This is a genomic window from Bacillus sp. SN32 (assembly GCF_002837495.1).
GTDB lineage: Bacteria > Bacillota > Bacilli > Bacillales > Bacillaceae > Bacillus > Bacillus subtilis.
The window spans coordinates 800,648-815,090 of record NZ_PJCT01000002.1; the positions used below are offsets into that span (position 1 = coordinate 800,648).

Genomic DNA, 14,443 nt, shown 5'->3' on the forward strand with positions numbered 1-14,443 from the left:
GAGAGAATAACTATGAAACTTTTACATGCTATTCAAACACATGCGGAAACTTATCCGCAAACCGATGCCTTCCGCTCTCAAGGCCAGTCGCTCACGTATCAGGAATTATGGGAGCAGTCTGACCGCGCGGCTGCCGCGATCCAAAAACGCATTTCTGGGGAAAAGAAATCTCCTATCCTTGTGTACGGCCATATGGAGCCGCACATGATCGTTTCCTTCTTGGGAAGTGTCAAAGCGGGACATCCTTATATTCCGGTTGACCTGTCCATTCCGTCCGAACGGATTGCGAAAATTATCGAAAGCTCTGGAGCAGAATTGCTGATCCATGCAGCAGGACTCTCAATTGATGCAGTCGGCCAGCAGATTCAGACAGTTTCTGCGGAAGAACTGCTGGAAAACGAAGGCGGCTCTGTCAGCCAAGATCAATGGGTCAAAGAACACGAGACGTTTTATATCATTTACACTTCCGGGAGCACAGGAAATCCGAAAGGCGTGCAGATTTCCGCTGCGAACCTTCAAAGCTTCACAGACTGGATTTGTTCAGACTTTCCAGTCAGCGGAGGAAAAATATTTTTAAACCAAGCACCGTTCTCATTTGATTTGTCTGTCATGGACCTATATCCGTGCCTTCAATCAGGCGGGACTTTACATTGCGTGACAAAGGATGCTGTGAACAAGCCGAAAGTCTTATTTGAAGAGCTGAAGAAGTCCGGGCTGAATGTGTGGACATCAACACCTTCCTTTGTTCAAATGTGCCTGATGGATCCGGGTTTTTCACAGGATCTGCTGCCTCATGCGGACACATTTATGTTTTGCGGAGAGGTTCTTCCGGTTTCTGTGGCAAAAGCGCTGCTTGAGCGTTTTCCGAAAGCGAAGATTTTTAATACGTACGGCCCGACTGAAGCGACAGTGGCTGTCACATCGGTTGAAATTACGGATGACGTCATCAGCCGCAGCGAATCGCTTCCAGTGGGCTTCGCCAAACCAGATATGAACATTTTCATTATGGATGAAGAGGGACAGCCGCTTCCTGATGGAGAAAAAGGAGAAATCGTCATTGCAGGGCCGAGTGTAAGCCGAGGCTACCTTGGTGAGCCAGAGCTGACGGAAAAAGCGTTTTTCTCTCATGAAGGCCAGTGGGCATACCGAACTGGCGATGCCGGCTTTATTCAAGACGGTCAGATTTTCTGCCAAGGACGTTTGGATTTTCAGATTAAACTTCACGGCTATCGAATGGAGCTGGAGGAAATCGAGTTCCATGTCAGACAGTCACAGTACGTTCGCTCTGCTGTCGTGATTCCTTATCAGCCAAACGGAACAGTTGAGTACCTGATCGCTGCTATTGTGCCTGAGGAGCATGAGTTCGAGAAGGAATTCCAGCTGACAAGCGCTATTAAAAAAGAGCTTGCCGCTTCTCTTCCGGCATATATGATCCCGAGAAAATTTATCTATCAGGATCACATTCAAATGACGGCTAACGGCAAAATTGACCGAAAACGCATTGGCGAAGAGGTTCTTGTATGACGCCTTACAGCTCGTTTTTATTCTTTATACTGCTTGGCATTCTTCTTCTGCCGACGATCATTCTCGGCTTAAACGGAAAAAGATTTCAAGCATACAACATGTTCATATCTATCATTATATTGGCTTTAATTTTTTCGCACGACTTACACGGGGTCATCGCGCTGTGCCTGTTTACAATATGGCAGGTGCTCCTGATCAGCGGCTATCTGGCATACCGGCAGAAAGCGAACAGCGGCTTTGTGTTTTGCGGAGCTGTTATCGCGTCTATTCTGCCTTTATTTCTGTCAAAAATATGGCCGTTTCTTTCACACCCGCAGCCGCATCATCCGCCGCATAACCTGATCAGCTTTTTAGGGATTTCATATTTAACCTTTAAAGGCGTTCAGCTGATTATGGAAGCAAGAGACGGACTGCTGAAAGAACAGCTGCCATTGCACCGCCTGCTGTATTTCATCCTGTTTTTCCCGACGATTTCCTCCGGCCCGATCGACAGATACCGCCGGTTCGTCAAGGATGAACAGAAGGCTTGGACGAAAGAAGAATACGCCGACCTGTTGTATACGGGAATCCATAAAATCTTCATCGGTTTCCTGTATAAATTTATTATCGGCTACGCGATCAATACGTACTTCATCATGAATCTTCCCGCAATCACGCACAATAAGATTCTTGGGAACCTGCTGTACATGTACGGCTACAGCATGTATTTATTCTTTGATTTCGCCGGCTACACGATGTTTGCCGTCGGGGTCAGCTACATTATGGGCATTAAATCACCAGAAAACTTTAATAAACCGTTTATCAGTAAAAATATTAAAGATTTCTGGAATCGCTGGCATATGTCTCTGTCATTTTGGTTCAGAGATTATGTGTTTATGAGATTCGTATTTTGGATGACTAAGAAAAAGTGGATCAAAAACCGTATGGCCGTCTCAAACATCGGGTATTTCCTGCTGTTTATGCTGATGGGGGTTTGGCACGGGCTCGCGCCGCAATATATCATCTACGGCCTTTATCATGCCGTGCTGATGACATGTTACAACTTTTTTGAGAAGTGGAATAAGAAATATAAATGGCTGCCGTCCAACCGCTGGACAACCATTCTCGCTATTGTGATCACATTCCATTTCGTTTGCTTCGGGTTTTATATTTTCTCAGGAAAACCATTTCATCACCACCATTAAAGGAGATTAGAAAGCTATGGATTTTAAACAAGAGGTATTAGACGTTTTAGCAGAGGTTTGCCAGGATGACATCGTAAAGGAAAATCCTGATATTGAAATTTTTGAAGAAGGTTTGCTTGATTCTTTTGGAACAGTAGAATTGCTGCTTGCGATTGAAAACCGTTTTGATATTTTAGTGCCGATCACTGAATTTGACCGGGACGTTTGGAATACACCTAACAACATTGTAAATCAGCTGTCTGAGTTGAAATAATGAAAAAGCGTTTTTTCGGTCCAATTATTTTGGCGTTTATTCTATTCGCAGGCGCCATCGCAATTCCATCTTCATGGCTGACAGGCTTCATCACCGATAAGCGTGTGAAAGAGTCAGCAACAGCCTTGAATCCGAGTATGTTTCAAGGGCTATATTTACAAGATCAGATGCTCAAAGATCCGACATATCTTCCGATTTACGGGTCTTCTGAGCTTTCTCGGCTGGACGAGTTCCACCCATCTAATTATTTTCAGGTAAACAATGAGGGATTCACGCCATACCTTGTCGGCAAAGGCGGATCCCAGTCATTGATTCATTCTTTAAACTTCGCTGCCCATATGGATCAGCTGAAGGGCAAAAAAATCGTATTCATCGTGTCTCCGCAATGGTTTATTAAGCGCGGGTCTGATGAACAGCATTTCGCGCCGAACTATTCTGCGCTGCAAGGGCTTGATTTGGCATTTAACGATCAGATCGATCCTGAAATTAAAAAGAAAATGATGAAACGCATGCTTCGCTTTAAGGCTGTGCAAAACGATGCCATTCTTTCTGAGCTGTACAAAGCAATGGTAAACGGCCAGACGTGGAAAGTGAACGCGCTGAAGCCGGCGGCGAAAGTGTATTACAGCATGCTGGAAAAGAAAGATCTGTATTATTCAACGACAGAATCATCCGGGCCAAAGCGCTATATCTCGCAGTCAGTAAAGGATAAGTCATGGTCTGAATTGAATAAACTAGCGGATCAATCGGGCAAACGCCACTCCGGTTCTAACGATTTTCACATCGACAACCCTGTCTATAAAAAGCTGAAGCCGAAAGTGCCTAAGCTGAAAGGGAAAAACAAAGGAAGATCGTATGCGGTGTCACCGGAATATGGCGACTTTGAAATGATGCTCGATATCCTGAAGGATGCGGGCGCAGAGCCTATGTTTGTCACCATTCCTGTTAACGGGAAATGGTACGATTACACGGGCTTCCCGAAAAAAGGACGCACTGACTATTACAAAAAGGTAAATAAACAAATCAGAGCGAAGGGCTTCCAGGTTGCTGATTTCTCAGGGCATGAATATGACCCGTATTTCATGAAAGACACCATTCACATCGGCTGGAAAGGCTGGGTGTATGTCGATAAAGCAATTGACGAATTTTATAAAACCGGAAAAGTCACTTCATCCTGAGCATCTCATAGGACGCGGCTGCATATTTCCTGCTAAGATTTGAAATAGTAAAGGAATCACAGCCAACTTAATTAAGAGGTGTTACATCCAATGAAGATGACAGGCAATACGGTTTTAATCACAGGGGGGTCTGCTGGCATCGGGCTTGAACTGGCCAAGCGCCTGCTGGAGCTCGGCAATGAAGTTATCATTTGCGGACGCAGCGAAGCACGTCTTGCAGAAGCGAAGCAGCAGCTCCCAAACATCCATACAAAGCAATGTGATGTTGCAGACCGTTCGCAGCGGGAAGCATTGTATGAATGGGCTTTAAAGGAATATCCGAACTTGAATGTTCTCGTCAACAACGCCGGCATTCAAAAGGAAATTGACTTTAAAAAAGGGACAGAGGATCTTTTTGTGGACGGTGATGAAATTGAACTTAATTTCCAAGCGCCTGTCCATTTATCCGCCCTTTTCACACCTCATTTGATGAAGCAGCCTGAAGCGGCAATCGTTCAGGTCACATCCGGGCTTGCGTTTAACCCGTTAGCTGTTTATCCGGTGTACTGCGCAACAAAAGCAGCACTTCACTCGTTCTCGCTTACGCTCAGACACCAGCTCCGCGACACGAGCGTGGAAGTGATTGAAATGGCACCGCCTATGGTGGACACGGGCTTAAACCAAAAATCACGCGATAAACAAGGCCTGACGTACCGGGGCATTTCATCTGAAGAATATGTTCAATATTTCTTGGACGGCTTGAAGGAAGGCAAACAGGAGATTACAAATGAACGTGTTGAAGGTCTTCGGGATGCCACTCGCGCCGATTATGACAGGTTATTCGAGCATATGAACACGCAGGAGAATTAATTTCTCCTGCTTTTTTCATATGAATTTCTTACAAATTTGAGCAAACCTATTGCGATTATTTGTTGAAGGTATACAATAGAATATAATTATTTTCAAATAAGTTTGATAATATAAACAATTTAACAGCAGGGAGATTGACCATGACTAAACAAACGATTCGCGTTGAATTGACATCAACAAAAAAACCGAAACCAGACCCAAATCAGCTTTCGTTCGGAAGAGTGTTTACAGACCACATGTTTGTAATGGACTATGCGGCAGATAAAGGTTGGTACGATCCAAGAATCATTCCTTATCAACCCTTATCAATGGATCCGGCTGCAATGGTCTATCACTACGGCCAAACCGTGTTTGAAGGGTTAAAGGCTTACGTGTCAGAGGATGACCATGTTCTGCTTTTCAGACCGGAAAAAAATATGGAACGCCTGAATCAATCAAACGACCGCCTCTGCATCCCGCAAATTGATGAAGAACAGGTTCTTGAAGGCTTAAAGCAGCTTGTCGCAATTGATAAAGACTGGATTCCAAATGCGGAGGGCACGTCCCTTTACATCCGTCCGTTCATCATCGCAACCGAGCCTTTCCTTGGTGTTGCGGCATCTCATACGTATAAGCTCTTGATCATTCTTTCTCCGGTCGGCTCTTATTACAAAGAAGGCATTAAGCCGGTCAAAATCGCTGTTGAAAGTGAATTTGTCCGTGCGGTAAAAGGCGGAACAGGAAATGCCAAAACCGCAGGGAACTATGCTTCAAGCTTAAAAGCGCAGCAGGTCGCCGAAGAGAAAGGATTTTCCCAAGTGCTTTGGCTGGACGGCATTGAGAAGAAATACATCGAAGAAGTCGGAAGCATGAACATCTTCTTCAAAATCAACGGTGAAATCGTAACGCCGATGCTGAACGGAAGCATCCTGGAAGGCATTACGCGCAATTCAGTCATCGCCTTGCTTAAGCATTGGGGCCTTCAAGTTTCAGAACGAAAAATTGCGATCGATGAGGTCATCCAAGCCCATAAAGACGGCATCCTGGAAGAAGCCTTCGGAACTGGTACAGCAGCTGTTATTTCCCCAGTCGGCGAGCTGATTTGGCAGGATGAAACACTTTCGATCAACAACGGTGAAACAGGGGAAATCGCAAAAAAACTATATGACACGATTACAGGCATTCAAAAAGGCGCTGTCGCAGACGAATTCGGATGGACGACCGAAGTCGCAGCGCTGACTGAAAGCAAATAAGAAAAAAGCCGGCCCATTACAGGCCGGCTTTTTTTACGCTTCAATTTTGTTGAAAAACTGCGGCAGATACGCTTTGTGCGCCTCCAGCATTTCGTCTAAAATCTGTTTGGCCACAGTATCGGACGGGACAAGCGGGTTAATCGTCATGGCAAGGAGTGCAGTTTGATAGTCACCTGTAACTGCCGCTTCTGCCGCGACACGTTCAAAGGATTTGATTTGCTGGACGAGGCCGCGGACAGACACCGGCAAGTCGCCGACAGCAATTGGCTTAGGGCCGGTTTTCGTCATCACACAGTTCACTTCAACTGCGGAATCGTCTGGAATGCTCGCTATTGCACCATTATTGATCGTGTTCACCGGCTGAATGTCATGTTTATCATTATAAATGGAGCTGATTAAGTTACATGCTGCATCACTGTAGTAAGCTCCGCCCCGTTTTTCCAGCTGCGGCGGTTTGATCGCAAGGTTTGGATCTTTATAAAGCTCGAACAGCTCTTTTTCGACCTTCTGTACGACTTCAGCGCGGGTGCCCTCCGTTTGTGATGCTTCAAGTTCGTGCTCCAGCATCTCTTTTGTTTTGAAATAGTAACGGTGATAGCCGCAAGGGATGACATTGAGCGCTTTTAAGAAATCCGGTTCCCATTCGGCGCCTGAGATATTTTTCATCGTCATCGCGTTTTTCGGGTCGCCCATCGCCTCGATGACTTGCTCCTTCACACTTACGCCGTCCAAGAAAACATCCAGCCCGAATACCATATGGTTCAGTCCGGCGAATTGGACTTCTACGCGGTCTACATCTACATCAAGCGCTTTGGCTACGCCCATTTTGATGCCGATTGGAACATTACAGAGACCGACGACTTTCTTCAGGTTGGAGTAGCGAAGCAAGGCTTCTGTTACCATGCCGGCAGGGTTTGTGAAGTTAACAAGCCAAGCGTTCGGGCAAAGCTCTTCTATGTCCTTTGCGATCTCAAGGATGACCGGAATTGTGCGCAATCCTTTAAACAGGCCTCCCGGGCCGTTTGTTTCCTGGCCTATTACACCGTATTTTAGCGGAATTCGCTCATCCTTTGCTCTTGCCTGCAAAAGTCCGACGCGGAATTGAGTCGTGACAAAGTCTGCGTCTTTCAGCGCTTTTCTCCGATCGAGCGTAAGATGAATGTCAATCGGGACGCCAGCTTTTTCAACCATCCGTTTGGCGAGTGTGCCGACAATATTCAGCTTTTCTTCGCCCTCGGGGATATCGACAAGCCATAATTCACGGACAGGCAGCTCATCATACCGTTTAATGAACCCCTCCACTAGCTCGGGCGTATAGCTTGAACCTCCGCCAATCGTTACAATCTTCAATCCTTTTGTCATATGCTTGCTCCCCTTTGCTCGGTGATTTTTTCATATAACTCAATGATCTCTGCAGCCATATCCTTCACTGTCATTGCATTCATTAAATGATCCTGTGCATGAACCATCAGAAGCGTCATTTCCGTCTTTTCTCCGCCCGCTTCATTTTGGATCAGCTCTGTCTGATAATGATGGGCTTTTGACAATTCTTCAGCAGCGTCTTGAAGCTTTTTCCGCGCTTCTTCTGCGTCGCCGCTTTTCGCAGCGGCAATGGCCTCCATTGCGGAGCTTCTACCGTTTCCTCCGTGAAGGATGATTTGAAAAATGATTTGTTCCATTTCCTCATTCACGCGATTCACTTCCTTTCTCTACAGAGCCGCTTCTTTGTCATCTGATGCTGCAGGCGTTTTGACCAGCTCCAGATCGTTTTCTTCTTTCAGCTTCTGCTTATCCCACATTCTGAAGAATGGATAGTAGACAACAAAGGATACGACAATATTAATGGCTTGCATGACCGCGCCTGAGACTTTTCCTCCTGTCGCCAAGTAGCCTGAAAAGATCGGCGGCATGGTCCACGGCACTGCGATACCCGCCGGTTTTGCGACAAGGCCGGTGCTCATTCCGATGTACGTAAGTGTCACTGTGACAAGCGGTGTGATGATAAACGGAAGTAAGAGCATTGGGTTCATGACGATCGGCATTCCGAATATAATCGGTTCGTTAATATTGAAGATGGCCGGGCCGACCGCAAGCTTCCCGAGCTGCTTCATTTGTTTGCTTCGGGCGCGCAGGAACATCGTGACAACCAGTGCCAATGTGGCGCCGCTTCCGCCGATATTGACCCAGATATCGAAAAATTGCTGGGTGAAAATCTTAGGAAGCTCCTCACCGGCTTGGAATGCGATCCGGTTGGCATCCATTGCGCCGTACCAAATCGGTGCCATGACGCCGCCGACAATGTTTGCACCGTGAAGGCCGCAGGCCCATAAAAGCATTTTGACGGCTTCGGCGACAAGGCTTCCTCCAAGGCTTCCTCCCAGAATGGAAAGCGGAGTCCCCAATAAAACGCTTACAATATTATGAAGGCTTTCAAACGGTGTCGCTTCAACAATCAGCCGGGCTGCCCAAATCAGGAAGATGACGGCAAAGCCGGGGATTAACGCGACAAATGACTTGCTTACCGCCGGCGGAACACCGTCCGGCATTTTGAAGACTAAATTGCGCTGGATAATGAGGCGGTAAATCTCTGTGGACACCATTGCGATAATCATGGCGACAAACAGGCCTTTGCTTCCCATGAGCGAAAGCGGAATCCCGCCGCCAACCATGATTTCTTTCGTCGCGCCATCCGGCATAAACGGCACTTGATAAGGTGTTGCTAATAAAAATGCCGCAAGGGAAATGGCTCCGGCCGACAAGGCATCAACGCCGTATTTCTCGGCGAGCCGGTAGGCGATGCCGAACGCGGCGACAAGACCCATAATTTCAAAGGTCGCGTCGACTGGGTAGGCCAGTTTTTCAGACCAGGAGCTGCCAAACGTTTTTGCCATAAACTCAGCGTATCCCGGGATCGGGAGGTTGCCAATGATGAGGAAAAAGGAACCGATGATAATCAGGGGCATCGTGAGGATGATACCATCACGCAGCGCCTGCAAATGACGCTGTCCCGCAATTCTTCCCGCTATAGGCATGACCTTTTCTTCTAAGATCTGATTGACTTTATTCACATAGCCCGCCCCTCTCTATGACACATGTCCAAGCTGTTCAGCTGATTTCAGCACTTCCGCCCCGTTGCACGTGCCATAATGGACGGTATTAATGACGTCTACCGGAACCCCCTTTGACTCTCCTAATTTTTTGAGCTGCGGAAGCATGTAACGGACTTGCGGACCGAGAAGCAATACATCCGCTTTATCGATATGATTTTGTACAGAATCGCCTGAAACTGCCCAAATGGTATAGTCTTTTCCCTGTTCCTGCGCACTTTTTTCCATCTTGCTCACCAGTAAGCTAGTAGACATGCCTGCTGCACAAACGAGTAATATATTCATGTAAAAGACCCCCTAGAGTTTGATCAATTTTGTAATGTCCTGCTGTTGCTATCATCATATTATGAAATCGCTTTCATAAACACTCAGGGTTTTTCCGCAGGCAACGGAAAAAAGGTATATACAGGCTGTCAGCTCAGCATTTTTTGGTCAAACACATCCGAAAGCTCTTGATACGAACGGCATTTGACCAGCTGGTTCACCGCCGCCGGGTCATCCAAAATGCTGCCAAGCAGTTTATACATGCTTTGCAAATCCGCTTTGTTCTCCTTTTCGACACAAAGCAGACAGACAAATTGAACTCGCTGACTCTCCCAATCGATCGGTTTTTTGAGCGTACAAACAGCCCAAAACGTTGTTTTCGTCTGCGGAACAAGCGGGTGCGGGATGGCAACTAGATTGCCAAAACACGTTGGCGACATGTCTTCTCTTTCAAAAATGGAATCTATGATTTCTTCATCGGCAAAGCCGCATTCGACCGCTTTCTGCCCTAAAAATTGAATCACTTCTTCTTTTGAGCGCAGATCCTCCTGAAAAAAAACGAGTTCTTTTTTTAGGTAGCGATTGGCTTTTTCCTTTTCATCACTCAGAATAGATTCTATTTTTGTAAAGTCTATTCCGCCTAAGATGGTGTTAACCTTCCGTACTGGTACAGGGAGCTCTTTTTTAATCGGAATGGTGCTGATGACAAAATCAATTGATTCGTAGGACATTTGATCAAGACTATAATACTCAGCCGTTCCAAGAATATCGAGCCGCTTGCCGAAATGGGAACGCAGTTTTTCGCGCAGAAGCTGGGCGCTTCCGGCACCCGATGCGCATACAATGATACAGCGTTTTGGCGGACTTTCTGTTTTTTTTCGTTCAATCGCGGCGCCAAAGTGGAGAGCCAAATATCCAATTTCGTTTTCATGAATCTCAATACCCGTTTGTTCCTTTATCACGATTCCGGCAATGATCCCGGCTTCAAAAGCGAGTGGATAATGTTCCTTGATCGCTGCCAGCATCGGATTTCGAAGATTCATGCCGTATCGGTTGCGGCTGATCGCCGGCTTCATATGCAGGGCCAAGCCGATTTTCAGCTCTTTGTCATGCAGGATGCCAAGCTTCAGTTCACGATCAACAGCTTTGATCATGGCAAGTGTCAGCTGATCGGTTTCTTCTTCTATTGAAAATGTGTCCTCTCCGCAATGTGTCATTCGTTTTGTGCCAAGGAGATGCATGGTGATGTAGGCCGTCTCGTCTTTCGGAAACGTAACGGCAAGCGCTGATTCCAGCTCTTTTACGATGGCTTCTGCAGCCTGGTACTCCTTTTGATGCAGGATATGATCCATATCTTTCGGGAAAAGAGATACATAGTTTTCCGTTCTGATCCGTTTACAGGCGATAGCGATATGGATAATGAGGTTATTCAGTCCCATGTTGGACAGAGGGATGCGGTCGTTTTTCATTTTTTTCAAGATGGCGGAACGGATGATCTCAATTTCTTCTTTTGGCAAAATATCAGCCTTTTCATTTAAAACATCTATCTCCGTTTCTCTTTCATCAACAATGTACTCCGCCATGCAGTACCTCATCTGCACCTCGTCCCCGCGCAGCTTGAAGCCGTAATTCGGACGTGTTTCCATGACGATGCGGTAAGGCAGCAGACGTTTCTTTACTTCCTTTAAATCCGTTTGGAGTGTAGATTTTGAGATAAATAGTTCTTCAGCAAGTTCATCGAGCTTGAGATAATGGTCCGCCAGCAGCAGACGTTTCATAAGATAGGCCATTCTCTCCTCCGGCAATACCGGCAGGCCCTTTTTTTGCTGAAATACATCTTGCAGCAGTGTTCTGAATACTTGCTCGTCATCAATGCGGAGCTTGTAGCCGGAGCCTCTTACAGATTGTACAAAGGCACCGTGACCGCTTAGCACACCTTGCAGTTCCTTTATATCATTGCGGACTGTCCGCGTCGTTACGTTTAATTGCGCGGCAAAAAACGAACTTGTCACCGGGGCTTCAGCCGCCATCAGCAAGCGCAGAATATCACGAAGTCGCCCATGAAGCATGAGAAAAACCTCCTATCTAGTAGATGCAGGGATTCAGTGAATAGGCAGAAAGGATGATGAAGGGATACGAAATGTATATAAATTCTATAATGGAGAGAATGGCAAGTCAATGAGCATCCGGAGGACTAGAGGGAAAACTGGCCTATAAAAAAACAGCCGGGGTCAGCCGGCTGTTCTAGATGCGGACATATTCTTTTGTTTAGACGCCTTGCGGTCCTTCATGATTTTTCGAACAATCGGGTAAATGACCGGCGCCCATTTGATAACGGTTTTGATCATCTTTTTCAAAGCTCCGATTCTCCCTTCTTTTTTCTCAACCATTCCCCTGATTGCCTCTTCCTTAAACATTTAACGCGACACGTACCTGTTTCCCGTCACCCAGAAACGCCATGGATAATCGCGTGCCTCCCCGCTGTTGTCAATGCCGATGCGCGGGCCGGTTGAAATTGCTTCCGGTGTGTACCCGCTTTCGATGTAAAGCGGCTGTTCCGTGATCCAGCGTCCGTAGTCATTCATCGTGACGCCAAGCGCTTTCGTCAGCTTTCCGGGTCCGTTTGTCCATTCCCTCGGACTCCTGCCCGGCCTTCTCTCCTCCATTAACAGCTGGCCTTCATGCGGCTCAATCGCCCTGATTAATACCGCTTGCGGAACATCCTCTTCCGCGGCAACGACATTCAGCAATGTATGGGTGTGCATCACATATGTATATACCCGCCCAGCTTCTGCAAACATGATCTCAGTCCGCTTCGTCCGGCGGTTGTTAAAGCTGTGGGCCGCTCTGTCTCCAGCACCCATATAGGCCTCTGTTTCCACAATAAAGCCTGACGCTGTGCCTTCGTCTGTTTCTTTTACAAGAAGGCAGCCCAGAAGCGATGGGGCAAGCTCAAGAGCGGTTTTTTGATAAAACGTGATGGGCAGCGGATTTTTTTCTCTCGTCACGAATCGACCTCTCCTTTTACCGATTTTTGTACATTGTACCATTCCCGAAGCAGATCAAAAAAAACGGCTGTTTTAAAATCTTTCCATTCAGGGAATATTGTTACCGTTCAAAAAAGGAGGGCCAACCATTGAAAGATGATCATCAAAACAAGCAGCACCAATCAAATGCCCAAGGGAGCGAGGAAGCGTTTTCTCATAAGACATCCGGGAAAAACGAGTCAGAGGATACCTTAACTAATAGGCAGGGGCATCCTGTTACTGACAACCAGAATGTGAGAACCGTCGGGAATAGAGGGCCTACAACACTTGAGAACTATGATTTTCTCGAAAAGATCAGCCACTTCGACCGGGAACGCATCCCAGAGCGGGTTGTTCATGCCAGGGGAGCAGGTGCACATGGATATTTTGAAGCGTACGGAAGCTTCGGAGACGAACCGATTTCAACATACACAAGGGCCAAGCTCTTTCAGGAAAAAGGCAAGAAAACACCGGCATTTGTCCGTTTTTCAACTGTGAATCATGGAAAACACTCGCCTGAAACATTGAGGGACCCGCGCGGTTTTGCTGTAAAGCTATATACAGAAGACGGAAACTGGGATTTGGTCGGAAACAACCTGAAAATCTTTTTTATCCGCGACCCGCTGAAATTTCCGGATCTTGTACACGCATTTCAGCCTGATCCAGTGACCAACATCCAGGATGGTGAACGTATTTTCGATTTCATTTCTCAATCTCCTGAAGCGACACACATGATCACCTTCTTGTTTTCGCCTTGGGGCATTCCGGCCAACTACCGGCAAATGCAGGGCTCAGGCGTACATGCCTATAAATGGGTGAATGAGGAGGGCAAGGCCGTTCTCGTGAAATACCATTTTGAACCGAAGCAGGGCATCCGCAACCTGACACAGAAGGAAGCAGAAGAGATTCAAGGGAAAAACTTTAACCATGCCACACAGGATTTATATGACGCGATTGAAAATGGCGATTATCCAGAGTGGGAAGTGTATGCTCAAATCATGAGTGATGATGAGCATCCTGAACTGGACTTTGATCCTCTTGATCCGACAAAACTGTGGTATAAAGACGATTTCCCATGGAAACCGATCGGCAAATTGGTTCTGAACAAAAATCCGGAAAACTACCATGCGGAAGTGGAGCAAGCTTCATTTGGAACGGGAGTGCTTGTCGACGGGCTTGATTTTTCAGACGACAAATTGCTCCAGGGGCGTACGTTTGCTTATTCTGATACGCAGCGCTACCGTGTAGGCGCAAATTACCTGCAGCTTCCGATCAACTCGCCGAAAAAGCATGTCGCCACCAACCAGGAAGGCGGGCAAATGCAATATCGGGTCGATAGAGCAGAAGGACAAAACCCGCACGTCAACTATGAGCCATCCATTATGGGCGGGCTGAAGGAAGCGAAGCAGGACGGAAAAGACCATACGCCGCATGTCGAAGGCGATGTAAAGCGTGAAGCGATTGACAGAACAAACAACTTCGGACAGGCTGGAGAAACGTACCGGAGATTTACTGAATTTGAGCGGAACGAACTGATTACGAATTTGGTGAATACGCTTTCTACGTGCCGAAAAGAAATTCAGGATCAAATGATTGAGAATTTCACAAAAGCTGATCCTGACTACGGAAAACGCGTAGCAGAAGGGCTAAAAAAGGTTTCCGAAAACAACAGCAACGGGCCGATCGGCACAACTGAAACGGAACAGGCTGCAAAGCAGGCTGAACAGGAGAGCCATCCGTCAGATCCGTATTAAAAACAGCGAACAGGGCTTTTTTTGAAGCCCTGTTTTTTTATTTTTCTATTGAAACGCTTTCAACAATTGTGT

The 14,443-nt window shown here is 46.7% G+C and carries 14 protein-coding genes; 7 read left to right on the forward strand and 7 right to left on the reverse strand.

The window, feature by feature from the left end; translation table 11 throughout:
* The first annotated feature begins 12 nt into the window (after positions 1-12).
* The 6 genes from dltA to CW370_RS12470 all read left to right on the forward strand — a co-directional run bounded on the left by dltA (position 13) and on the right by CW370_RS12470 (position 6,220).
* The gene (gene dltA / locus CW370_RS12445) at positions 13-1,524 is read left to right on the forward strand and encodes a D-alanine--poly(phosphoribitol) ligase subunit DltA (RefSeq protein WP_101169663.1); all 1,512 of its coding nucleotides are present in this window, start codon (positions 13-15) and stop codon (positions 1,522-1,524) included.
* Positions 1,521-2,708, forward strand: coding sequence for a D-alanyl-lipoteichoic acid biosynthesis protein DltB (gene dltB, locus CW370_RS12450; protein ID WP_003227327.1), 1,188 nt, complete (start codon positions 1,521-1,523; stop codon positions 2,706-2,708). The genes dltA and dltB overlap by 4 nt, the downstream gene beginning before the upstream one ends.
* A gap of 16 nt (positions 2,709-2,724) precedes the next feature.
* Positions 2,725-2,961 (forward strand): D-alanine--poly(phosphoribitol) ligase subunit DltC, encoded by a 237-nt coding sequence (gene dltC, locus CW370_RS12455; protein ID WP_003227325.1) that lies wholly within the window; start codon positions 2,725-2,727, stop codon positions 2,959-2,961.
* A complete protein-coding gene (gene dltD / locus CW370_RS12460) occupies positions 2,961-4,139 on the forward strand; it encodes a D-alanyl-lipoteichoic acid biosynthesis protein DltD (protein ID WP_003227323.1) in 1,179 nt (392 codons plus the stop codon). Before dltC ends, dltD begins: the two co-directional genes overlap by 1 nt.
* 90 nt (positions 4,140-4,229) lie before the next feature.
* On the forward strand, positions 4,230-4,988 hold the full coding sequence (locus tag CW370_RS12465; protein WP_015714939.1) for an SDR family oxidoreductase: 759 nt from the start codon (positions 4,230-4,232) through the stop codon (positions 4,986-4,988).
* 140 nt (positions 4,989-5,128) lie between these two features.
* Positions 5,129-6,220, forward strand: coding sequence for a branched-chain amino acid aminotransferase (locus CW370_RS12470; protein ID WP_003244231.1), 1,092 nt, complete (start codon positions 5,129-5,131; stop codon positions 6,218-6,220).
* Between the two features lie 33 nt (positions 6,221-6,253).
* Here the strand turns inward: CW370_RS12470 and licH are convergent, their stop codons facing one another.
* The 7 genes from licH to CW370_RS12505 all read right to left on the reverse strand — a co-directional run bounded on the left by licH (position 6,254) and on the right by CW370_RS12505 (position 12,599).
* Positions 6,254-7,582, reverse strand: coding sequence for a 6-phospho-beta-glucosidase LicH (gene licH / locus CW370_RS12475; RefSeq protein ID WP_003244285.1), 1,329 nt, complete (start codon positions 7,580-7,582; stop codon positions 6,254-6,256).
* A complete protein-coding gene (licA, locus tag CW370_RS12480; RefSeq protein WP_003227313.1) occupies positions 7,579-7,911 on the reverse strand; it encodes a PTS lichenan transporter subunit IIA in 333 nt (110 codons plus the stop codon). Before licA ends, licH begins: the two co-directional genes overlap by 4 nt.
* Positions 7,912-7,929: 18 nt before the next feature.
* Positions 7,930-9,288: a PTS lichenan transporter subunit IIC gene (gene licC, locus CW370_RS12485; RefSeq protein WP_029946214.1), complete on the reverse strand. Its 1,359-nt coding sequence runs from the start codon at positions 9,286-9,288 to the stop codon at positions 7,930-7,932.
* A gap of 15 nt (positions 9,289-9,303) precedes the next feature.
* Positions 9,304-9,612 carry a PTS lichenan transporter subunit IIB gene (gene licB / locus CW370_RS12490; RefSeq protein WP_003218755.1) on the reverse strand — a complete coding sequence of 103 codons (309 nt, stop codon included), beginning with the start codon at positions 9,610-9,612 and terminating at the stop codon, positions 9,304-9,306.
* A gap of 128 nt (positions 9,613-9,740) precedes the next feature.
* The gene (gene licR / locus CW370_RS12495; protein WP_024572800.1) at positions 9,741-11,660 is read right to left on the reverse strand and encodes a transcriptional regulator LicR; all 1,920 of its coding nucleotides are present in this window, start codon (positions 11,658-11,660) and stop codon (positions 9,741-9,743) included.
* A gap of 162 nt (positions 11,661-11,822) precedes the next feature.
* Positions 11,823-11,981 carry a hypothetical protein gene (locus tag CW370_RS12500; RefSeq protein WP_009968374.1) on the reverse strand — a complete coding sequence of 53 codons (159 nt, stop codon included), beginning with the start codon at positions 11,979-11,981 and terminating at the stop codon, positions 11,823-11,825.
* Positions 11,982-12,008: 27 nt separating this feature from the next.
* Complete coding sequence (locus CW370_RS12505) at positions 12,009-12,599, reverse strand: DNA-3-methyladenine glycosylase (protein WP_014478382.1); 591 nt, start codon at positions 12,597-12,599, stop codon at positions 12,009-12,011.
* A gap of 128 nt (positions 12,600-12,727) precedes the next feature.
* On the opposite strand from CW370_RS12505, the gene katX reads away from it, so the two are divergent.
* Complete coding sequence (gene katX, locus CW370_RS12510) at positions 12,728-14,371, forward strand: catalase KatX (protein ID WP_003243042.1); 1,644 nt, start codon at positions 12,728-12,730, stop codon at positions 14,369-14,371.
* Positions 14,372-14,443: the final 72 nt, after the last annotated feature.